The sequence below is a fragment of the Ruminococcus sp. genome, from assembly GCF_016283395.1.
The window spans coordinates 1-22,742 of record NZ_JAEEMU010000036.1; the positions used below are offsets into that span (position 1 = coordinate 1).

At 42.3% G+C, this 22,742-nt stretch carries 15 protein-coding genes; 8 read left to right on the forward strand and 7 right to left on the reverse strand.

Going from position 1 to position 22,742, the window contains the following annotated elements:
- Window positions 1–399: 399 nt before the first annotated feature.
- Together QZZ41_RS05035 and QZZ41_RS05040 are read left to right on the forward strand one after the other, a co-directional pair.
- Window positions 400–2,865: a glycoside hydrolase family 11 protein gene (locus QZZ41_RS05035; protein ID WP_295069044.1), complete on the forward strand. Its 2,466-nt coding sequence runs from the start codon at window positions 400–402 to the stop codon at window positions 2,863–2,865.
- A 266-nt stretch (window positions 2,866–3,131) separates the two neighbouring features.
- The gene (locus tag QZZ41_RS05040; RefSeq protein ID WP_295069046.1) at window positions 3,132–3,551 is read left to right on the forward strand and encodes a VanZ family protein; all 420 of its coding nucleotides are present in this window, start codon (window positions 3,132–3,134) and stop codon (window positions 3,549–3,551) included.
- 95 nt (window positions 3,552–3,646) lie between these two features.
- On the opposite strand, the gene QZZ41_RS05045 is transcribed toward QZZ41_RS05040, so the two are convergent.
- The 3 genes from QZZ41_RS05045 to QZZ41_RS05055 are packed head-to-tail and all read right to left on the reverse strand — an operon-like array spanning window position 3,647 to window position 5,326.
- Window positions 3,647–4,018, reverse strand: coding sequence for an SOS response-associated peptidase family protein (locus QZZ41_RS05045; protein ID WP_295069049.1), 372 nt, complete (start codon window positions 4,016–4,018; stop codon window positions 3,647–3,649).
- Window positions 4,019–4,035: 17 nt separating this feature from the next.
- The gene (locus QZZ41_RS05050; protein WP_295069052.1) at window positions 4,036–4,653 is read right to left on the reverse strand and encodes a helix-turn-helix transcriptional regulator; all 618 of its coding nucleotides are present in this window, start codon (window positions 4,651–4,653) and stop codon (window positions 4,036–4,038) included.
- Window positions 4,654–4,666: 13 nt separating this feature from the next.
- The gene (locus QZZ41_RS05055; RefSeq protein ID WP_295069054.1) at window positions 4,667–5,326 is read right to left on the reverse strand and encodes a phosphatase PAP2 family protein; all 660 of its coding nucleotides are present in this window, start codon (window positions 5,324–5,326) and stop codon (window positions 4,667–4,669) included.
- A gap of 409 nt (window positions 5,327–5,735) precedes the next feature.
- Between QZZ41_RS05055 and QZZ41_RS05060 the strand changes: the two genes are divergently transcribed.
- Both QZZ41_RS05060 and QZZ41_RS05065 read left to right on the forward strand, forming a co-directional pair.
- Window positions 5,736–6,152, forward strand: a complete 417-nt coding sequence (locus tag QZZ41_RS05060; protein WP_295069056.1) for a YjdF family protein — start codon at window positions 5,736–5,738, stop codon at window positions 6,150–6,152.
- 97 nt (window positions 6,153–6,249) lie between these two features.
- Window positions 6,250–6,912: a nucleotidyltransferase domain-containing protein gene (locus tag QZZ41_RS05065; RefSeq protein ID WP_295069058.1), complete on the forward strand. Its 663-nt coding sequence runs from the start codon at window positions 6,250–6,252 to the stop codon at window positions 6,910–6,912.
- A 95-nt stretch (window positions 6,913–7,007) separates the two neighbouring features.
- On the opposite strand, the gene QZZ41_RS05070 is transcribed toward QZZ41_RS05065, so the two are convergent.
- A complete protein-coding gene (locus tag QZZ41_RS05070; RefSeq protein ID WP_295069061.1) occupies window positions 7,008–7,694 on the reverse strand; it encodes a flavodoxin family protein in 687 nt (228 codons plus the stop codon).
- 335 nt (window positions 7,695–8,029) lie between these two features.
- On the opposite strand from QZZ41_RS05070, the gene QZZ41_RS05075 reads away from it, so the two are divergent.
- On the forward strand, window positions 8,030–8,548 hold the full coding sequence (locus QZZ41_RS05075) for a GNAT family N-acetyltransferase (protein ID WP_028516916.1): 519 nt from the start codon (window positions 8,030–8,032) through the stop codon (window positions 8,546–8,548).
- Window positions 8,549–9,319: 771 nt separating this feature from the next.
- Here QZZ41_RS05075 and QZZ41_RS05080 read toward each other — a convergent pair.
- A complete protein-coding gene (locus tag QZZ41_RS05080; protein WP_019680071.1) occupies window positions 9,320–9,511 on the reverse strand; it encodes a hypothetical protein in 192 nt (63 codons plus the stop codon).
- A 125-nt stretch (window positions 9,512–9,636) separates the two neighbouring features.
- The gene (locus QZZ41_RS05085; RefSeq protein ID WP_207647100.1) at window positions 9,637–9,795 is read right to left on the reverse strand and encodes a hypothetical protein; all 159 of its coding nucleotides are present in this window, start codon (window positions 9,793–9,795) and stop codon (window positions 9,637–9,639) included.
- Window positions 9,796–9,921: 126 nt separating this feature from the next.
- On the opposite strand from QZZ41_RS05085, the gene QZZ41_RS05090 reads away from it, so the two are divergent.
- Together QZZ41_RS05090 and QZZ41_RS05095 are read left to right on the forward strand one after the other, a co-directional pair.
- Window positions 9,922–12,672 carry a glycoside hydrolase family 9 protein gene (locus QZZ41_RS05090; RefSeq protein WP_295069068.1) on the forward strand — a complete coding sequence of 917 codons (2,751 nt, stop codon included), beginning with the start codon at window positions 9,922–9,924 and terminating at the stop codon, window positions 12,670–12,672.
- Between the two features lie 247 nt (window positions 12,673–12,919).
- Window positions 12,920–15,559: a dockerin type I repeat-containing protein gene (locus QZZ41_RS05095; protein ID WP_295069070.1), complete on the forward strand. Its 2,640-nt coding sequence runs from the start codon at window positions 12,920–12,922 to the stop codon at window positions 15,557–15,559.
- Window positions 15,560–17,125: 1,566 nt separating this feature from the next.
- On the opposite strand, the gene QZZ41_RS05100 is transcribed toward QZZ41_RS05095, so the two are convergent.
- The gene (locus tag QZZ41_RS05100; RefSeq protein WP_295069073.1) at window positions 17,126–19,336 is read right to left on the reverse strand and encodes a helix-turn-helix domain-containing protein; all 2,211 of its coding nucleotides are present in this window, start codon (window positions 19,334–19,336) and stop codon (window positions 17,126–17,128) included.
- A gap of 249 nt (window positions 19,337–19,585) precedes the next feature.
- Here QZZ41_RS05100 and QZZ41_RS05105 point away from each other — a divergent pair, with 249 nt between their 5' ends.
- Complete coding sequence (locus QZZ41_RS05105; protein WP_295069076.1) at window positions 19,586–22,342, forward strand: DUF6055 domain-containing protein; 2,757 nt, start codon at window positions 19,586–19,588, stop codon at window positions 22,340–22,342.
- Window positions 22,343–22,742 lie beyond the last annotated feature (400 nt).

A 22,742-nucleotide genomic window follows, 5' to 3' on the forward strand; every position in this document is an offset into this window, starting at 1 on the left:
TCACAGGATCTTTTTGATTCCTGTGATTATTTTACTTTTCCTTAGCTTAATGACATTACCCACAAGGGGGCTGTTATTCTTTGGTTATATATATTAACGATTATTGTGTCGATTTAAATTTTCGTTGATATACTCCTCTTTCTATTAATAGCAGAATGCAGGAGATGTGTGATATCAAGAGTAAAATTGAGCAATATTTGACTTGATTTTATTATGAAGACTTTTTATAATGTATGTAAGATTACAAGCAATACCGTAAAGATAAATGGGGGCAAGTAATTTTTGGGCGGATTATTGAAAAGAACGGCGTTTGCAGTACGAAAGCGCACGTAAGTTTCAGACTGCCCGAAAGTGCTTTTCTATTACGGTGTTGCTTTTTTTGATGAGGAGGGACATAAAATGAAATTATCATTGAAAAAAAATATTGCCGCTGTGGCAGCTGCTGTATGTTTGTTCGGTTATTTTTCGGATGCAGTGGTAATTAGCGCTGCGGATGATGGGGGATTCAGTTGGGGGAATACAGCTGACGGCTTCAATTCCAATTCCGAATGGGTATCGTGGGGCGCTTCTTCAAATGGCAGTACATTGCAGTGGGGAGATCAGGGTGATATAATAGATGACGAGGTAAGTCTGTACGTTACGGAAACTCCCGATCCGGAAGCCAAAAAATTGAAAGAAGACCATATAAGCGGACAATGCGGAAGCATGGTTTATAACATCGACAAAAAGAGTGGTGATAACGGTAATTTTACCTTTGCCAATGGTACACAGGATGGTTTCAAGGCCAGCTGGTCAGATCTTGAAGCTCTCTGCATCGAAAAGGGAAATAGCTTCAAAAAGCCAATTAATATATCTTTTTTCAAAAAACTGTCTGTAGATTATAAGGCAGTTCTTGACGGCTTTTCAGGAGATAAGCTTGATATCGGTGCAAGATGTCCTATCGGCAGCAGGGATGATTATATGTATATCATAGATCATTTTGGTGAGTTTGAACTCGATGACGATATGGAAGAACTCGAACCACTGGAGTATTACGGGAAGGTATATCAGGTCTATAAAAAAGTGCGTGTTGAGAATACCGGCGGTGAAACAGAACTAACCCACACTGATTACTATTTGATATATATAAGAGATATTAATGAATTATCATCTGAGCCCGAGTTGAAATCGTCTGTAATGGTAAGTGATATTGCAAACATATTTGGTATGACATATAAATTATCTCCTATTCTCGGGTGTTATTTCTATATTGATACCTATGGCGGAGATGGTGATATAGATGTAAAGTATATTCTTGTCAACAGTGGAATATCTGTGGGATTACCGGGAATGTATCCGTGGAAAACGAATGTATGGGGCACTTATGAAGGAAGCGGCGAGGATATTCCTTGTATACTTTATCCAGATGAGGACGGATATTATTACTTTTATGACGGTACAGGATTCAACGAAAGCGGTAACAACCTTGGAAACGGTACAGAAATCACTTGTGCCGATAATTTCGGCAGGGACGATAATTATTCGATCAAGGTAGAATGCAGTAAAGATTATTTTTTGGGTGACCCCTCAAAAAGATATTTAGCTTACATCGGCAACGTCGGCTATCCGTTTAAAAAAAGTTTTTGGGGTGATTGGAACAATACGCAGCAGGGATTCAGTTTTGGACCTCTTTATCCTGCTGACGAGGACTATTTGGAGTCGGACATCACATACGATATAAGCGTTGATGTATATAATAACAGCGATGAGGAAACTGAATTTTCGCTGGAAATAAGTTGTCCTGCGCGTGGTTTCGGAATATCCGATGAACAAGATGACAAAATACGTAAGTATGAAAGTAATGTCGTCTGTAAAAAGGCTGTAAAGCCTCATGAGTGGATAACTTTATCAAATTCCGCATATGCTATGCCGAGAGCATTGACAGGCAATCTACTTCTGTATACAAATGGTGAGATAGAATACTATGTTGACAATATCGCTGTAAAAGAGCCTGAGGGTGTTTTAAATATCAGGGGTGATATAAACGGTGACGGTGTTATTGATTCTTTCGACCTTGTACAATATCGCAAGGCTTTCTTTACAGGAGAGATCAAAAGGATACTTCCGCGCCGTGCAGATATAGACGGTGACGGAGATGTCCTCATTAACGATATCGTTCTTCTGAAAAGGTTCCTTTTGGGTATTGACAAGGAGCTGGATAGCAAGGAAAAGATCAATAACGACAAACGCGAAAACGGCGTAGTTAACGGTCATTACTACGAAAGCTTTATTAAGAACGGCATAGGAGAAATCAAATACGATGTCAGTGAAAATGGTTGCTTCGAATGTAAAATTTCCGATGCTGATCAAGCCTGGTTTGAATGTGATACTGCTCCCGAGAACGGCATCAGACTTGATGAAGTCAAGTCGCTTTATCATGTTTACGACGGCGAAATTGTTTCGGATGACGGATATCTTTTTGGTATACACGGAAAATTTGCTGATTCTTCCGACGAGTTCTACATAATCGAGGAAAGCGGACATGACAGCCGTTTTGCAGGTATTACCGCTGCAAAAACTGTAAACATAGAAGGGTATAACTACAGATTATATATCCTAAACAAGACAAAGGAAACTCCGGAAGGAAAGATAAGATACAGTGAGTACTGGAGTGTACTGGACGATTTAAGCATATCAGAACCTGGCTTTTATGAGTTGAGAGGGCAGATAAATATTCTCAAGCATATAAACAACTGGGAGAAGATATGCGGCTTAAGGCTCAACAGCAAAACACTTAGCAGTGTTGGTTTGTTCGTCGGTGGAAGTAAGCAGTACAGCCAGTCATTCAAGGTATCAAAGAATGAGTTATTCATTGACAAAGAATAATTACACAAGAACAGTCATAAAGAAAAATTATTCTTTATGACTGTTCTTTTTGTAATCTGAAAACCCCCGGCTAGGCCGGTAATGTCATTAAGCTAGACAAATAAGTGAAGAAATACAGGAGTATCTGCTAAAGAAAGGATGGGGCAGTGACTATGATTGAGATTTCCTATCTACAGATGTTTATTTTTATAACTCTCATTTGGATAATTGTGCGATTCATAATTGCGATCAGATTCAAGAAGTTTTCGGTAAAACGAGAACTACAGATGCTTTTTGTATACATATGCCTTGTAGTTATTGCAAGATTTGTATACTTCCCGTTACATTTTGTTGATGGAAAAATAGGTACACTAACGATTGGATTTTCAAAGATACCGTCTGACATGGTAAGTTTAATCCCGTTCTTTTTTCTCTTTGACAGATATGATGGATGGCTTATCAATATTATCGGGAACATAGCAATGTTTATACCTGTAGGAATAGTATGGCCTATCTGTTTTCGCAAGCTTGATAATATCAAAAAAACTGTGTTCGCAGGCATTTGTTTTATTATCTTTATTGAGCTGTCCCAATTGCTATGTCCTGAAAGGCATACAGATATTGATGACATAATACTAAATACGAGCGGTGTTATGATTGGGGCGTGTGTCATATTTGCTATACGAAAAGCCGCAAATTCTGATTAGCTTAGTACCATGGTAGAGTCTTACTTATGAAAAATGACATGGAGAGTCCCCGCAAGTGTGCGGGGACGTTTTCATGTAATCTTGTTTTATTGGCATTATGCTGTTATAAACTCCGTCGGAGATCTGTGATACTCAACGGCTGTTTCGAATACCATGTTGGACAGAGCTTTTTCTACTATAGCGCGGGGTTCTCCGTCAGGACGTATCCAGTCCTGTAAACTATTCTTATCAAGTATGACAGGCATACGATTATGGATATCCTTTACAATACCTGCAGATTCTCTTGTGAGCACAGAAAACACAGGCACCTGCATATCACAATGCTCTTCATAACGATAAAGCCCTGCGATATATGTGATGTTTGAGCCTTCGGTCTGTATTGCGTATTTAACCTTCTTGGCATTGCGATGCTCGATCATGCTGCGGCTATCGTCCTCATATACAGGCGGTAAGTTCTCTAATTTCATTTGTCTCTCCTATCTGTTCAGTGTTCACTTTTTGGGAGTTTGAAAAGCATTATCCCCTTTATTATCAGCAGCAGGAACGCTACTGTTGCCGCATAGGGTATTCTTGCCATAGTCAGGAACAATACCGCGATAATGCTAAGTACAAGCGATGTGCCAGTAACTGTGCTTCTGCCCTTTTCTATGTTCCTGTAATTCATAAACAACTTCACTGCACCGATGATTATAAGTATTGAAAACAGTCCCCAGCATACACAACTTATCCCAAACGATATATGCGTGTAATCAAACAGTGCAACTGCCGAGACTGTTTCTCCTGCCTTTTTAGGATAAAGCGGCAGAAGAATAAGCATAATGCTCATTATATCGACTACACCTATCAGCAGGTCGATCATTTTACCAATATTTGAACGGTTCTCGTCTTTTGCCGCAGTAATGAGTTCCTCCGACGACAGAAGCTCATCTATGGTCACAGAAAAGAACTTCGATATCTCTTTCAGCGAATCAATATTCGGATATCCCTTTCCCGACTCCCACTTAGAGATAGCTGTACGGGAAACGTAGAGTTCCTTTGCAAGTTCCTCCTGAGTTAAGCCTTTTTTCTTCCTTAATTCCTGCAATTTCTCGTGAAATTCCATTTTCTTTTCTCCGTTAGTTATTTTTGTCAGTGAGGCGGACAGCACCATGATATATTAAGTACAGTCCAGAGCTAAGCAGTACAGAGCCTGCTATATCTGTCAGCCAGTGTACTCCCGCAACACTTCGTCCTACGACCATAAACGCCGTGAATAAGACTGTAAACGCATAAAGTCCGTACCTGACTTTAGTATTTCGCACTCTTCGCTGCATCTGAAAGGCAAGTGTTGGCATTACGCTCATAACAAGAAGCGTTGTCGAAGACGGATAAGAAGCCTCCATACGACCTTCTATAAGTATCGGTCGGTAGTTTATAGGTATCATCTCAAATATGAGATAACCAAATATCACAAGGATATAGTAAATACCAAGCAGGATAATATCCTTATCCACTTTGAGAAGGCTTCTCCGCTTTATGAGCTGAACCAGACCTACAGCTCCGAATATAATACAGATAAAGATCGGCACAAGTCCCAGCCAGTCGGTGACGGTATACACCCACATATGAACGCCTGTCATTTTATGAAACCATGTGTTCAGACTTGCGAAACCGATGTCTGTTCCGTTCTGCCCCACTGCCTGAACATCAACTGTCTGTATCAGTACAGTCCAGACTGCAAAGAGTATCAGCATTAATACGCCTGTGATAAGTGTGTTTATTCCGTTCTTTTTCATAATTCCGTGTTCCTTTCAGATGATTGCCTTCCAGCTGATTTCATGGTAACACGAAGACTGAAAAAAGTAAAGAACCGCATCGTCGCACCGGTGACACAAATCGTGTCATCTGCGATATTACGCCGTTTGCTGCGTATCTGCCTACAGAATTTTTGATGACTTAGGTTTGATATTATTATAACCGAAAGGTGAAATTCCGTCAACCCATAGTCTTGACCGGACGGTGCAGATATGTTATGATATAAACAGCACTACTGTGCGATCAGATGACAAAGATAAAAACGCAACGTGTACCTTCGGGTATGCCAGAGCCGGTAGGTAGCCCGGCCGTCCTGTGATTACAGGGTAAGTAACCTGCCCCTCCGGGTTGTCCGTTCTTTGTCCATAGCAATTTTCAGGAGGGAAAGATATGGACAAAACGAACGGTATGCTGACGGTATTTTTCGAGGAGCCTTTCTGGGTGGGAGTATTTGAACGCTCTGAAAAGGGTAAACTCTCAGCGGCTAAGGTCATATTCGGAGCAGAACCAAAGGACCGTGAAGTCTTTGAATTCGTACTTAGGCATTACTACAAGTTGAAGTTCAGTCCTGCTGTTAAGGTGAAAACAAAGCAGACTGCTGACAACCCAAAACGGCGGCAGCGTAATGCACGAAAGCAGCTCAGTACCACAGGTATCGGCACTAAGTCGCAGCAAGCGCTGAAGCTTATGCAGGAGCAGATGAAGACCGAACGCAGACAGCTAACAAAGGAGCAGCGTGAAGCCGAAAAGCAGCGTCAGTTTGAGCTTAAACAGCAAAAACGCAGGGAAAAGCATAAAGGTCATTGACAGCTTCCTGCGAAAAAAAGTCCTGACAGTTTCGGCTGTTGGGACTTTTTATCCAATCAGGTAAATAATAAAACACATATTGTTCAGGAGACCAGATATGATCGATACAGCGTCTTTGACAGATAAATTTATCTCAGCCTTGCAAAATACATTTCCCGACAAGGTATGTTTCGTTGGCTTACAGGGAAGCTATGCACGCGGAGAAGCAACAGAAAGCAGCGATATTGATTTCGTCGTTATTCTCGATCATCTTTCAGGTGATGATGTCAGACGTTACCGAACTATGCTTGACGCCCTTCCGCACAGAGAATTATTCTGTGGATTTCTTTCTGATGCTGATGACCTCAGGAACTGGGAGGTATCTGATCTGTTTCAGTTCTATAATGATACGAAGCCGATAATCGGAACTCTTGATGATATTATTCCGCAAATAACTGTTGATGATATCAGGCGGTCAGTCAGGATAGGAGTCTGCAATATTTATCACTCCTGCGTTCATAATCTGATATATGAAAAAAATCCCGCAATACTGAAAGGATTGTATAAAGCCGCATCATTTGTGATACAGGCACTTTTGTATCTGCGATCAGGAGAATATATCGCACATTCTCAGGAGCTTGTCTGCAAAGTTGTAGGCAACGAAAAAGATATTATCTCTGCTTATATACAGATAAAAAACAGCGGCGTATCTGATTTTGATAGGCTGTCAGAGCTTATCTTCTATTGGTCGAAAAAGCAGATAAATCAGATGCACGAATAAATTGAAAGAAACATTCTGATATTATGAGACTGCAATGATTGAAACAGAACATTTGAAAAAATACAAAAAGGCACAAAACTGACCCGCTTTTTTTATCATTTTATCTCACCATTACATATTGCAGCATACATATCTTCCGATATCATCGGAGAGCATATTTCTGCGAGTAAATCATTATCTATCGCACCGGTTCCGGCGTACTGCTTTCCAGCTTGTCTGACGAGTGCAAGTCTCGGTACCGTCACTTCTGCGGCTTCAGGAGCGTTGAACATCGGACTTTCGGGAACGGTTATGATGGTATGATTGCTTGGAAACATAAGCTTGAACTGGGTTACGACAGGCTCGAAATTATGTTTGCTGTTGGGAAATCCGCAGCCGCATATCATCATGTATCTCAGGTGAGAAAAGTCAGCCTGTCCGACATGAACATATCGGTCTCCCTGCTTTTTCATTGCCATACTGGAAAGCGGCATCGTGCGGTCGATAAATACTTTCAGCGGAGCAGGCATTCCGTAAGCGTAGAGAGGATAACTCATCAGCAGGAGATCACTCTCCAGAACCTCAATGAGAAGCGCACTCATATCATCGTTGTGTATGCACTCTCCGCCGTTACGTTTACAGATGAAACAACCTGTGCAGAATTCGATGTGCTTGTCGATGATATTGACTATGTGAACTTCCTGAGGTGCTTCATCTTTCATGCCGTCAAGGAATGCTCGGGTTATGTGCATAGTGTCACTTTTTTCACGCTTTGGACTACCGTTTAGAACAAGTATTTTCATAATAACCATCTCCTTGTAGGTTTCAAAAATATCTGTTTTTATTATAAACCTGAGGAGAAGCAGCGTCAATCCACGTTCCGTAGAGTTGACATTATCAGCGCTAAGGTTTATACTGTTTTGGGTGGATGAATATTATAAGAACGAAAGCGAGTAAACTATGGATCATGTTTATAACTATTCTTGACTTTGGGCGACAGTGCGGTGTATAATATGGATAGTAAGCAGTTTTACTGCGATAAATCGGAATTTAACTGTGAAAGGGGTGTTGCGTATGAAAACGATAATAATAAAAACGAATCAAAAGAGTGAAATAGATAATATAGGAGGATTATCATTTGATTAAAATTGAATTATTATCAGAAAGAAATTTCTGTTTAGAATCATTGGATTTATATAACAGAAAACAGAATGTAAATAAAGTATATCGAAGAATAGACGGAGAATATACATTAGTAGAATGCAAATATACCGAAGATTGGGATCTAAACAAAAAGCGTTCTGTGGCAAAGCAAATAAGCAGTGATGATTATATTACATACGTTGCATTAGATAATGAAAAAGTTGTTGGCTTTATAGGGCTATTAAGGAAACTAAATGGTCCATACATGATTCTTGATATGATGCAGGTATCTTCTGAATGTAGAGGTCAAGGTGTTGGTAGACAATTATTTGAAGTAGGAAAAGCTGAAGCAAGAAAAGCTGGTGCAGAGGCTTTGTACATATCTGCTTGTTCTTCTGAGGAGACGATTGCATTTTACAGAGCAATGGGAAGTGGCCTGGCAAGTAATCCTATAAAAGAAATTGCTGAAGAGGAACCATTTGACCTTCAGATGATTTGTCCTGTGAAAGATTAAGTGGTGATTAAATTCTGATTCAGCTTAGTACCATGACAGATCAAAACTTATGAAAAAATGATACAGATAGCCCCCGCAATAGCGGGGACATTTATATTAGAAAGCTCTTATATTAGAAAAAATCTTAGAAAAAAACGAAAAAAGCACTTCCGATTTCTCAGAAGTGCCTATTTCATGAGGGTGGGAGATGGGATTCGAACCCACGGTCTTCGGGACCACAAGCCGACGCTGACGGATTTTCGGCAGTTTCTTGTGTTTTAATAGGATTCTGTTTTGTACCTATTTTTCGAGGGCTAAAGCTGATTTGACGCTTATTGCCTTTGCAGAAAAAATCTTAAAACTGTAGGAAAAGTGTAGGAAAATATAGCAGACAATTACTGTTGATACTTCATTTTTCACTGGTTGCGACACAGGCTGCAATAAGCGAAAAGAAGTAATTCGGAAATACACACAAATTGGCTATTTTACGTTGAATCTGGACGATGCTAAAGAATACCTTTACGCGAAGTCCACAAAGCGCAGAATACTAAGCTGGCGTGATATTCACGTTAATGTGTTTATCTGAATAAAACAATAAGGCTCTCACAGTTTCGGCTGTGAGAGCTTTTTTTGTTATAAAAATGACCGCAGTTTATTCCTGCGGCTTTTTTCTGATTTTATGTTCGTCTTAATTTTTATGATTTGTTTTATTGTACTTGGCTATCTTTTTGAATTTCTCCTCTTTTGTAGCCAAGTATCCTTCGGCGTCTTCAGAATAAGCGTTTTCAATTTTCAGCTTTTCGTAAGATGATAGCCGTTCCTCTGAAAGTTCACCGTTTTCGATAGCGACCCGCACTGCATCATTCCGTTTTTATGTATGACATGGTAAAGATCCTTTTCCTGCAAGACTACACGGCAGACAGTAAGGTCAGGGTATTCTTCGCTATATGCTTTATATACAGGCGGTAAGTTCTCTAACTTCATTTTTCTCTCCTATGTGTTCAGTGATTGCTTTTCGGAACTATGAAAAGCATTATTCCCTTTATCAACAACAACAAGAACGCAACTGTTGCCGCATAGGGTATTCTTGCTATCAAAGCATACATCTGTCAGAACCCCATAGCAATCTTTGTTTCCTGCATTTTATCTGTTCCCACCAGTTCTTCCAGAAGCATGAACGACACAGCAGGTCCTGTCTGCGGACAGTCTTTTGGTTTGCGGCTTTGATATCGGGCTGTTGCAGGAATATATGGATGCAACTTACCCATTGAAAAATGCAACTTACTGCAAGAATAATACAGCTTACCTATAAATTGTTGACTTAAAGCGGAAATTTCCGTATAATGTAGCATATAGTACACGAAACTTTATTCATGATAGTGGAGGGGAATGACATGAAAAAGCATTTTAAGAGGATCACCGCAGGACTGCTTGCAGCTGCAATGATTGTACCGATGAACAGCGTGATGGCAGGACCGATAACTGCATCAGCATATGAACTTCTTGGGGAGACAGAATTTGAAAGCAAGATTTTGCCATGGGCGACCGCAGAATCAGGAAATGCAAAGCAGGAAGCCGATATAAATGAAGGAGCAGCTCATATCACTGTGATAAAGCCTTACGGCGAAGAACACGGACAGTGGGAGCTTCAGTTCCGTCACGGCGGGCTGACCTTCAGTAAGGGACATGAATACAAAATCAGCTTCAGAGTAAAAGCAAAGCGTGAGGGGATGGCTTTGTGTTCCTATATCGGCAGTATCGACGGCAACAGAAGAATATTTGAGCTTGACGGAAAAACAAATGATATGCATATTGGCTATTCTTACGGCGGCAGCTGGGGAAAACCTGTTTCGCTTACGAACGAGTATCAGGAATTCTCAGGTATATTCAAAGCTCCTGAGGATATTGAAGAAGAGGTTTACTGGATATTCAGCTATGCTGACGACGCTTCGGGCTTCGGTGGAAATGCAGAAGAAGGCGATGAACTGTGGTTCGATGATATGACCATTGAGGATATGTCGGAAACATCCGAAATACCTCCTGATCATGACCTTGGCATAATAGGACGAAGCAGCAGTGGTTTGGAGAATAACTACATCTCAGTCAACCAGCTGGGATACTATACAGGACTTTCCAAGAAGGCTGTTCTCAGCGATGACAAGGGAGCTTTCAGCAAGGATGCAAAGCCGATAACTCTCAGCGGAAGCTACGAGTTCGAGATAGTCAATGTAAAAGGAAATAATGTCGAGTTCACGGGAACAACAGGCGAGGCTGCGGCCGATCCCGATTCCGGTGATACCGTATGTAAGATAGATTTTACCGATTTCAACCATACCGGAGAGTATTACATCCGTATCAAGGACACTGAATGGCGTTCGTTCCCGTTCAGGATAGGGTATGATATTTATAGTGATACCGAAAACGATATGCTTACAAATGCGCTGAATTATTTTTACCAGAGCCGTTCAGGTCTGGATATTGAAAGCAAGTATATCACCTCGGGCGACAGCAGAGAACTGGCACACAGATTCAATAGGGATGAAGCTGTCGGATTTGTCAGGGATAAGTGGAGCAGTGAGTATCCCACAACTACGGAGAAAGCCGAAAACTTCACTGCAACGAGGATAGATACCGGCGGCGGCTGGTTTACAGGCAGTGACTTCGACAAGTATATGACAGAGGGCGGCAGAGCTGTCTGGATCCTCCAGAATATGTATGAGCGTTCTCTGAAGACAAAAAACTGCGGAGATAAGTTTGCTGACGGTTCGGGAATCGTTTCAGTACCGGAAAGCGGCAATGACATTCCCGACATACTCGATGAATGCAGATATGAACTTGACTTCATGTCAAAGATGAAAGTACAGTCCGATGCGAAGGAATGGGGAGATTTTGCAGGTCTGTATTATAACGATGCTCATGGAGTAGGGTTCAGTGCCAGACCGAAAGACTATGAGCATGAATATCATTCCTGCTATATCGTTGACCCGCCCACATTTGCAGCAACTCTGAATTTTGCTGCCTGTGCAGCACAGGGCGCAAGACTTTGGGCGGATTATGATGCTGAATATGCAAATGAACTGCTGACTGCTGCAAAGGATGCTTTCAAGGCATACTACAGGTTCCGCTATGATGCTTCGGAGGATGAGGCTCAGAATCCGGAATCGTTTTATCAGCCTGAATACAAGAGCGAGACAAGAGCGGTCGCCGCTGACTATGATGTCAGTGATGAAGTCTATTGGGCAGCCAGTGAGCTTTACATCACCGAAAAGCAAATGGGTGGAGAAGATGCTGAGTTCTATCTGATGAATATGATGCAGCATAAAAACGCATTCAGTTTTAATTCAGGCGAAAGCGATACAGCCGGTTCTATGTCACTGATCCTGAATAAGGAACTGCTCCCCGAAGATCAGGCCGGAAAGCTGGAGGGTTCGCTCGGAGAGCTTACAGGAAATATTTTCACATTCCAGTGTGAGACCGGCTACAACTTACCAGAACTGTCAGACTACGGCTACGGTTCAAACGCTGATATCATAAACGATCTTATGCTGCTTGCGTATTCCGTTGATCAGAGTTTTGATATACACCGTCTCAATGGTATTGCTGACGGAATGGACTATCTTTTCGGCAACAATCCCATGTCATACTCGTTTGTAACAGGTTACGGCTCTTATCACGTCAAGAACCCGTCAAGCAGATACTGGTCGAATGATACCGAAGAAGATCTGCCGCTCGCTCCTGACGGATTGCTCGTAAGCGGTCCCGATGCGGCAATTGAGGATAAGTATATGCGAGGCCTTGGTTTTGGTGAGGATACCGTGCCGCAAAGGTGCTATGCGGATTCAGCTTCGGCATGGTCCGTGAATACTGTTTCAGCCAGCATAAATGCAGGCTTTGCATGGATCGTATCGTATATGCAGGATACAGCCGGTTTCCTGCCTAAGAACCCCGATTTCGCAGGTGATGTCAATACCGACGGAACATTCGATTTATCGGATGTTGTACTGGTACAGAAATGGCTGCTGGGAGTTCCCGGCACAGAGCTTGACTGCTGGGATGCGGCTGACTTCTGCAGGGACAACAAGCTGGACGTTATGGATCTTTGCCTTATGAAAAAGGCACTTCTCGAAAAAGAAGAAAATAGTTAATGCTATCCCGCAAGGGGACAAATCAGATAATGCCGATACCTGTAAGAGGATGCTTACAGGTGTCGGTACAAAGTTCCCTTTTTCACATATATCATTCCACAGTAAACAGTTGTAAGGAGAGGGCTTGAGGAGAAACTATATAGATTTGTACTTATGATTATTTCACTACTGGGAAAACATCGATCCGCAACTAAGAAAACATTAATCTGTATCAAGAAACGCATCAATACGTAATGGAGGTATCAAAATGAAAACAAGGCTGACTGCACTCCTTATATCAGGAGTAATGTTAACGACCGCAGCGGCAGCTATGCCTGTACCGTCGGCTTACAGTTCAGAGACTTATGAGGTGCTGAAAAAAGGCGATATGAGAATAACGCTCGTTGACTATTACACAGGCAATCCAATCAAATTTGACGGTTATGCCGAGCCGTCACTCTGGTCGGATATCACTTATTTAACACCGAATGGCAAAGTATCTTCCGGACCGATCTCCTATATGTACGAAAATTCCATGATATGGGAGAATATGGCTGATTATTTCAAAGCGGACAGCTTTGAATTCGGCTTGAACTGGGGTGGACTGCCGGAAGGTTATTCGATTCCCGATGAATCTGTTGACCGTGCAGGCTATTTCAACGGAAAGAGCGTTCCTGACAATTTCGTCACCGTTACAAAATATGACAACGGATCTGCTGATGTTGAATTCAGACTGATAAACAAGAACAAAAGGCCTGCCGCCAAAGAGGATTATGAGTCTGTAATAGGCACTCTGCCCGACTGGACACCTCTGGATTTTGCCGACGCAATGCATTTTTATAATGAACACGGTAAATGCTATTTGGAGGACAACTTCATATGCCTTGTCAAACCTATTCTCAAATCAGAGATAGATAAGTATGGTATTCGTATATCCGGAAGTATGACAGATGTCAATACTCCGGCAGGTACAGTAAGAAAGATATATGAGGTCGAGATACCTGAAAAGCCCGCTCCTTCCGATGAAAAGGCAGTACAGGAATATGAAGATTACTGCGACCGTCTTGGAATATATTCCCGTGATTACAGTTTCTTTGAAGAATATGCAAAAAAAGAAGACCCCTATGTATTTGAATTTAGAATGTTTAGGGTACTTGAAGGCTATGACCTGACGATCGAAAGCTATGAAAAAGACGGCGATGAGATCAGGGTCATGAATACATACACTTTTGAGAATACCGACGGTGATACTGTCGAGACTGATATAAACAAATGGCTGCCCGATTGTAAATCTGAATGTCATTTCTTTGCAAGTCCTGCAATTTATGGAAACTACATTGCATACCACTCAACAGAAAAAAATTATCCCGGTACTGTTCTTAAAGTTGAACAAAAGGGAGAAGGTGCGGTTGAAAAAGAGTATGAATCTGAATGTTCAAGTTTTTCACTTGTGCCGTCAGACGGCGACGAACCCGAATATGTAAGAGTGTATAAACCCGTTGCGGACGGCAGGCTCAACATAAGATTTATAGTCGGCAAAGAGGGAGAGGAACCTTTCGATCAGGCGGAATTTGACTGCGGGATAAAAAACAACTGCTCGGAGATAATAAACTATAAAGGACATACAGTCTTTACATTTATCGACAAAGACACAGGTGAACTTATTCCTGAACCAAAGTCCGGCGAAAAATTCTTTTTCATAGGCAATTATTTCCGTGAACCGCTGTCAGGTCAGATATTCAGTATCACATCAAATCCGTGTGCTATAAAAACATTGCACACATACAATAAGAATGATAACTATACTTTCAATATGAAAACAGCGTCAGGACGTTATGATCTGCCCGAGTTTGAAGTAACATCCGAAAATTCAGATTGTATGGACATAACCTGCAAACTGAAATGGATACCGGACGGAGATGCAAACAATGACGGAGAATTCAGCATTGCCGATGCTGTTCTGCTGCAAAAATGGCTGTTATCAGATAATGAAACAAAGCTGAACGATGGGAAAGCTCTTGATTTCTGCCGTGACAATACAATTGATGTATTCGATCTTATCCTTATGAAAAAGCAACTTACAAAGAAAAATATCACCGAATATATAGAACCTGAAAAAAAGAACTTATACGGTTATCCGCTTATCGTCGAAAAAGATGATCTGAAAATGTATCTTGGCCCCGATGAAAATTATCCTTGTGTCGCAGCATTACCGAAAAATACTGAACTTTACGAAATCGGCTATAATACAGATAACGATAACTGGCTGTTTACCGAATATAAAGGAAAGTCAGGCTGGGTAAGGACTATCAGCGAAAACGGTGAATGGAACGTCAGATTTTTAGAAATGGCTGATAAGCCTGTTATTTATCTATATCCCGAAAAGGAGACGGATGTTCATGTTGAACTTGAACTTACAGAATCCGAACTTTCGACAACTTATCCGAAGTATAATAACGGCTGGGATGTTACAGCTTATCCTGACGGTTCACTTCTGAACAAGGCTGACGGCACACATCACAAATACCTTTTCTGGGACAGCAAAAACTGCCGTACAAGATTTGATCTTTCTCAGGGATTCTGTGTTGCAGGAAGTGATACCGAAGCTTTCTTCAAGGAAAAGCTATCGTATATGGGAATGACCGAAGAAGAAATGAATGAATTCATTGTATACTGGCTGCCGAGAATGGAGCATAACAGATATAATCTCATTTCGTTCCAGGGCGATGTATATACCGAGTCTGCGAAACTGAACATAACTCCGCAGCCTGACAGCTTATGCAGGACATTCATGGCATATGTTCCGCTTGAAAATGCTGTTGAAATTGAACCGCAGCAGCTTGACACCTTTGAAAGAAACGGATTTGCAGTTTTGGAATGGGGCGGATGTGAAATAAAAAGCCGTTGAATATTAGAAATATTAAATAGCGAATACACATGAGACTTAAAAACTTCCTGATAGCTGTTAAAGATATCGGAAGATAAGAAGTCGATAGAGACACTGACGTTGGTTTCTCAAAACGTATTGACAAAATTCTATATGTGCGATATAATATAGAAAATCTTCAATGTGAAGTGAGAAAGTGGAGCTTTCAAACGAGCAGATCACAGTAGTATTCAAAGCCCTGTGTGATGAAAACAGAGTACAGATATTCAGAATTATGCTGTAAATGAAATGTCCGTGGGAACACGTACATTTTATTTATAGTATATATAGATAAATTCGAATATATTTATCGGAGATGAATTATGACACACACAGAAATTGCAAGTGAGCTTTTCTCAAAGCGGTATTACTGCTCTCAGTCGGTGCTGGCAGCATTTGCCGAGGAGCTTGAAATGACAAAGTAACAAGCTCTTAGAGTAGGCGCTCATTGTCAATGAGAAGCTCGTTTCATCCGGTAAAACTCTTAAATCTGCGGAGATATTAAAGATAATAGGCAAATGACAATATTTAAGGCAGCCGTAATGGCTGCCTCTCTTTTACGTTCCTGATTTTGTTCTATGCAATTATAACAGCTGACAATGGAGGACTTTTACAGCATCATATTTACGGCTAAATATAGCCGTTTATCGATTAAATTGTGATTGCCACCCTATCCGCAGTACAGGCTGCAATCAACGAAGGAAAGTAATTCCAAAATATACTCAGATCGGCTATTTTACGCTAAATCTGGACGATGCTAAAGAATATCATTATGCGAAGTCCACAAAGCGTAGAATACTAAGCTGGCGTGATATTCACGTTAACGTGTTTATCTGATTAAAAACAATGAGCTCTCATAGCTGAAGCTATGAGGTCTTTTTTGTTCCAGAAAAAACTTTTGAGTGAAAAAGGTGGTATAAGTGGTAAAAGCATTTTTGTATGCTATGTAGTATTAGTGAAAGACAGTCATAACTTACTGCTCGCATTCAATGCAGTGATTCTCACAAACTTTGCAATATAGCTTTATTTGACCTTTATCCCAGTTGATTCTGTCCATCTGAATCATTTTCTCATCTTTTCCCCAACATACAGCGCAGTAGCACACCTTTTGATTATCACCTTGCAGTGTTAAATACGGCTGTTCATGCCTAACAAACCTTTGCTCCGTTTCTTTGGATTTTTGTAGTTCTGAATTCTCTTCGCGTAGTTTTGCTATTTCAGTCTGCATATCCAAGGCCTGTGAACTTAAATCAATGAGTTGTTTGTAAAGCTCGACGTTATCAGCTTTTTGTGCTAGTGCAGGACTCCCGTCCCCAGGCATGATCTATAATGAATTCAGCGTTAACACCAAATTCCTTGTATAACAGAGCCTCCGGTAGCATGGTGATATCCTGCATATCATAGACTCCGTATTTTGCTAGCCTTGCGGCTTTAATGAATGGATATTCGACTAGCTTAATGACATTAGCCATTACTGCGGAGCTTTTTATAATTTATATTAATAAGCATGGGATGTTTGGCGCTAACAATCAATGGCACAACATCCCATTATTGCCTTTCTCTGTATTCAGATGGAGACATTCCTGTCTTCGCTCTGAACTGACGCATGAAGTGAGTAGCGTTCTGATATCCGCAGGAAGAGGCAACCTCGCTGACACGCAGATCGGTCGTTAACAGAAGCTTCTTTGCCATACCTATACGTGCTTCAAGCAGGTCATCAATATAACTGACCCCGAAATGCTCCTTGTACAGTTTCTGAACATAGCTTTTGCTGATGTTCAGCCGTTTGGCGAGTACAGAGAGACTCCAGTCAAGCTCAGGCGCCTTGTGTATCTCACGCCTGAGCTTTTTGAGCTGACTGATACCTGTAAATCCCTTTTCCGCAGGCATACTGCTGCTAAGCGACTCCCACAGCTCAGAGAGACATTTCTCAGCCGGATATGACACCTCTCCGCAGACATAGTACGGCTCAGGAAGAAATGCAGCCGCCGAACCCTCCTGCATTTTGCGTATGAGTACTTCAAGCTGTATCATCAGTTCTTCTGCATAGTATTCAGGTGTTTCTTCCTCAAGAGAAAAAACTATTGCAAAAGTTCTTTTGTCGAGACGTGCAGTCTGATACTTCCGTCCTGATATCAGACGTATCGCATTTGCAAGCAAAAGCTCTGACTGAAGTACGTTATCGGTCATTATACTGCTGCTCATGTTGTTCGGTGAAGCCGTAAGCATAGCGATAGTAACGAGCATTATGCCGTTATTTCTGCTTGTCTGCTCCTGGTTCTCGAGATAAAGCAGCAGCCCTTTTTTGCTGAGCATATCAGTCATCTTATCGTACATTGAAGCTTCTTCTACCGTTTTTTGCAGATACTCCGCATATAGTCTGTGCCGCAGGATACGCAGACCGTTTGCCACGGAACTCAGAAGGTTGAAAAGCATGACCGATGCCTTGAAGTCTGCTGCTTTTTCATAGATAAATCCGCAGTATCCGAAAACCTGTGATGCGGCGTGCAGCGGCAGAAGTATCAACAGAACAGGTTCATGAGGCTTTGCAAGCATTGGCACTATTTGTGACGTAGGAAACAATGAGCCGCTTTTGCCGTCCTTCCATGCCTCCTTTGTAACAGCACAGAGCATTTGTCCGGGATATGGCTTTGTACGGCATATATCCGGCTGTTCAGGTTCGCTGTCCCAATCGGGAAGAATGCAAAGATGCAGTGAGCGGTAGCTTTTGATTATGTGTGCTGTCTGGTCAACGATATCAGTCAGCTCAGAGAGAGACTCAACGGCTGAAGCTCTTGTTATAACATCAGCATTGATTCGCATTTCGAGCATATCGCTTACCTCAGTGTCACGCCGAATCTGCTCACGTACCTGTAGTGCTGCTGTCTGATAATCAGCCATTTTCTCTACACATCCGCAGCTTGCACCATAGATTATGTGTAAATCGTTTCCAGAGTCCGGAACCGGCATCCCTCCGCTAATTCTTAGCAGTTTTTCTGTTCCGGCTCTGCCCGTTTCTGACATAATACCGCCTATCGTAGTAATAGAAGGAAAATTTGATATCGCACTGATATGTCTGTCGAAGCCGGTTACAATGATATCGCCGGGGACATTGATGCCGCCTTTCTGCAGAACATCACATAGTGTTACTGCCATTATGTCATTTGCACATACAACAGCATCAGGACACTTCCTTTTGTGATGTATTAACTCATTACCAAGCTCCTCTGCACGCATCTTCCAGAAGTCTCCATAGAATATCTCATGTGTACAGTTGTGTTCATTTACTGCGCGGAGGAAACCGGACATACGCTGCTCTGAATCAGGATTGCCTTCATGTCCGGCAAGAAACATCAGTTCTCTGCACCCGTGCTTTTCTATCAGGTGACACGTCAGCTCATATACAGCATCATCCTGCGGTACAGAGACAGTTTCAAAGCCAAGGGAACTGCCGCCAAGGTCAATGCACGGAATTCCGGTCCGCCTTATCTTTTCCGATATCATGCGGCGGACGCTCTCTTTGACGAAATACTGCGAAGCGATCAGCACTCCGTCCAGTGCAGCTCGTTCAAGAAGACAGTAAATGCTTTCTTCTCCATCCATTATCTCACTCTGAACGTGAAATTCCAGTCCGTTTGTCATAGTTGTCAGCACTATTACATCACAATCCGCGGCAGAGGCAGTTTTGAAAATGCCATCAAGAAGCTGTGTCTGCAGATCGTCTGTTATCGAAGGTATTACTACACCTATACGTTTCATGATACCGCCTCCTTTTCATTTATTATACATTACGATGCTGCTTTCTGTCAACAAGGATTCTGTATTATGTCAGTCGGAGTGTTTAAAATGTTATTGAAAAGATAAAAATGTCATGCTATCATATAAGTGACAGGAAAAGCATATGCAGTGTGCAGGGAGCGGAGTATCGGATCTTCAGGCACCTTCTCCCTTGCCGACATGAGGAAAAACGGTAATAAGCATACCGTAATACTAACGGAGGGATCATTGATGTTCAGATCAGCAAGAAAAACAGCAGCGACCGTATTGGCGGCGGCGCTTTCATTAAGCGCAGTACCATTATCAGCTTGCATTGAAACTGCCGGAGCAGCTGATGCTCTGATGACGCGGGATATATGGTGTGCAAACGAAGATGTCAATCGCTGGGAATCAGAACATTTCCAGTTCATCTGGGGCAAAAACGGAGCTGATTCAGCGAAGATAACCACACAGTTTCTCAAGGAAAATGCTAAAAACCTTGAAGCCTGCTGGGACGTCTATATGAACGACCTTTCCATGGAAGCTCCTACACAGTCGGTAAATCTGGCTCTCCGTGACGGAAACAGATACAAGGTCAATTTCTACATATCCGGTACCGGCCTTAAGCCATTCCCGGATGACTGGGCTTATATGGGATATGACAATCAGGGTTATGCTTTCATGTTCTGCTGCGTGGGTGCTATGCAGAACTCTCCTAATCCTTCATGGGTGCTCCCACATGAGTTCGGCCATGTCGTAACAGCTCATCAACTCGGCTGGAACGAAAATAAATACGTATCTTCGTGGTGGGAGGCAATTGCCAACTGGTATCGTGAGCAGTTTCTCTATTCCGATTACTACAGTAGTCAGTGGGGGAATGTGAACGGCATAACCGATTACTTTGAGACCTATATGAAGAATCTTTGCTTCACGCCGATACTTGGCCGTGATAATTACGCTTCATGGGCATTTTTGCAGTACATCACCGAAAACCCGGATGATCTTCCCGGCTATGGCAGCAGCTTCGTCAGAGACCTTATGCAGCAGGGTAAGCGTGATGAATATCCATACATAGAGATAGAGCGTATATCAGGTGCAGATATGAAAGACACCCTCGGTCATTATGCAAAGAGACTTGCAACACTTGACCTTGCTCACAAGAAGGACTATCAGTCACGTCAGAACGAGCTTCTTGCACGAGGCGAGTGGAACTGGGGCGAGATATTTACTATCCTTGAAAATACCACAGGCATGGAGGACTATTATACCGTTCCGACCGAACGTGCACCTCAGCAGTTCGGCGTGAACATCGTACCGCTCGAGGTTACGGGCAGCAGTATTTCCGTCACTCTTGAAGGACTGACAAAGACCAATGGCGCAGACTGGCGGGCTTGTATCGCAGTTGAACAGAAGGACGGTACCACACGCTATTCTGAGCTTTTCAAAGCTGGAGAGACTATGAATATGGATTTCGGCAGCAATGACTCTGCGGCGTATCTAACCGTCACAGCTACACCTGACATTTCAGTCTGGCAGCAGACAGGTGTTCCGTGGGCGTATGGAACAGGTGAATTTGATGAAGCTCATGCACCGTTTCTCAGCAAGACACGATATCCATGGGGAGCAATTATCACGGGTGCAGGCATAAAGCAGACTCAGAACGATGCTGCAGCTGTACACGGTTCGCGTCATCCGAACGGAGGAGGATTCGTTGCTTCAACAGCTAAGGTCGAGCCATCTGTTTACGTTGGTGCTGATGCAAAGGTGCTTGGATATTCAACCGTCAGTGGCAATGCAATAATTGACGGCTATGCTGTAGTCAGCGGAAATGCAAAGATCTCAGGCAATGCTGTCGTGAAAGGACACGCTGTTGTAGCAGAAAATGCAGTTGTTAAGGATAATGCTATAATAGCTGATAATGCCGGTGTAATGGGAGCGGCAGTCATCTCCGACAATGCAAGAGTTCTGGAAAGTGGTCTTGTTTTTAACACGTACACGGTCAGCGGGAATGCGACTGTCAAGGGAGTTGCATATTGTCTGAGCAATGGCTCTGCAACAGGGCAGGCAATGCCTGACGGCGATTACTATGATGACTCCGGCAGAACGATACAAAAGGGTTCCATGTATGGCTGGACGAGCTACGATGAATATGCACAGAACCGCCCCTATACTGACGGCCAGATGGCGGCTCTGGAATTTGCTGCCGACAGCACTGACATTGCAGCAGATGAGTATACCTCAACATTCGGTATTTCTATTGGTAGTCCGGTATGGAGCAAGGCTATGACCTCCGGCAAGGGAGTGCTTACCTTTGAGGGTTCGGATGAGCAGTATCTGCTTGCAGACAGTTCCTATACTGCACTTCACACTGCAGAATATCAGACAGCTGTCCTTCTTCGGAGCAAAAGTAGGAGCGAACTTTTCCGTTTCGGCTCAGAGGATAAGGGAATAACACTTGTAGCTGAAAACGGCTCTGTTGCACTTTATGGCGTAGATCAGTGCGTGAAGGTCAATGAAGCATATAAACTCGGAGAGTGGATAACTGTCAGCGTTCTTATTTCGGACGGAAAGGCGACTCTTAAGATCGATAACGGCAATGAGTTGAAAACCGAAACCGCAGAATTTTCTGCTGAGCCGATTGATGTTATCGGCACGAATGATGTTTATCTCATTGGCGCAGGTATGAACGGCTCTATGGACTATTTCCGTGTATATAACAAGGACGTCCCCGAGGCTGATTATTACTACACCGAAAAGGAAGACATACAGGATGTGACAACTTCCGGTTATGTCGGTGATCTCAACAGTGACGGCAGCGTAGATGTGTTTGATTTCGTACTCATGAAAAAGGCAATTATTGACAAAAACACCATCAGCGGTAAAAATATGCTTGCAGCAGCTGATGTGAACGGTGACAAGGAGATCGGTATCGCAGACCTTGTTCTGTTGCAGAATTATCTCCTTGGCAAAGACAAAAGCTTTCCGGTTGGCGGAACATATACTGTCTGAAATATATATTCTCATGTAAACTATCATTCCTTTTGTCAATAAATAAAGGAAAGAGGCCTTGCTGCTAATGTCATTAAGCTAAGAAACTAAAGTGAATGAAACAGGAGTAGGATCCTGTTTTGTACCTATTTTTCGAGGACAAAAGCTGAATTTACGGATATTGCCTTTGCAGAAAAAATCTTAAAACTGTAGGAAAATATTAGCTCTCACAAATTAATTTGTGAGAGCTATATAATTTAAAAGAGTGGCATATTAGTAATATGATGTGTCCGGAACAACAATGGGAATTTTGGCGAAATGACGTAAAATCAATGGGGCATAAGAGAGTGCTTACATATTCAATGCAGGTGGGAATATAACAAGGTTAATGATTATAAAGGGACGGCGTGAAGCCGTCCCA

Bases quoted from the DNA above. Each gene is read 5' to 3' on its own strand.
- QZZ41_RS05035 (WP_295069044.1), top strand. From the start codon at position 400: ATGAAATTATCATTGAAAAAAAATATTGCCGCTGTGGCAGCTGCTGTA.
- QZZ41_RS05040 (WP_295069046.1), top strand. From the start codon at position 3,132: ATGCTTTTTGTATACATATGCCTTGTAGTTATTGCAAGATTTGTATAC.
- QZZ41_RS05045 (WP_295069049.1), bottom strand. From the start codon at position 4,018: ATGAAATTAGAGAACTTACCGCCTGTATATGAGGACGATAGCCGCAGC.
- QZZ41_RS05050 (WP_295069052.1), bottom strand. From the start codon at position 4,653: ATGGAATTTCACGAGAAATTGCAGGAATTAAGGAAGAAAAAAGGCTTA.
- QZZ41_RS05055 (WP_295069054.1), bottom strand. From the start codon at position 5,326: ATGAAAAAGAACGGAATAAACACACTTATCACAGGCGTATTAATGCTG.
- QZZ41_RS05060 (WP_295069056.1), top strand. From the start codon at position 5,736: ATGGACAAAACGAACGGTATGCTGACGGTATTTTTCGAGGAGCCTTTC.
- QZZ41_RS05065 (WP_295069058.1), top strand. From the start codon at position 6,250: ATGATCGATACAGCGTCTTTGACAGATAAATTTATCTCAGCCTTGCAA.
- QZZ41_RS05070 (WP_295069061.1), bottom strand. From the start codon at position 7,694: ATGAAAATACTTGTTCTAAACGGTAGTCCAAAGCGTGAAAAAAGTGAC.
- QZZ41_RS05080 (WP_019680071.1), bottom strand. From the start codon at position 9,511: ATGAAGTTAGAGAACTTACCGCCTGTATATAAAGCATATAGCGAAGAA.
- QZZ41_RS05085 (WP_207647100.1), bottom strand. From the start codon at position 9,795: ATGGGTAAGTTGCATCCATATATTCCTGCAACAGCCCGATATCAAAGC.
- QZZ41_RS05090 (WP_295069068.1), top strand. From the start codon at position 9,922: ATGAAAAAGCATTTTAAGAGGATCACCGCAGGACTGCTTGCAGCTGCA.
- QZZ41_RS05095 (WP_295069070.1), top strand. From the start codon at position 12,920: ATGAAAACAAGGCTGACTGCACTCCTTATATCAGGAGTAATGTTAACG.
- QZZ41_RS05100 (WP_295069073.1), bottom strand. From the start codon at position 19,336: ATGAAACGTATAGGTGTAGTAATACCTTCGATAACAGACGATCTGCAG.
- QZZ41_RS05105 (WP_295069076.1), top strand. From the start codon at position 19,586: ATGTTCAGATCAGCAAGAAAAACAGCAGCGACCGTATTGGCGGCGGCG.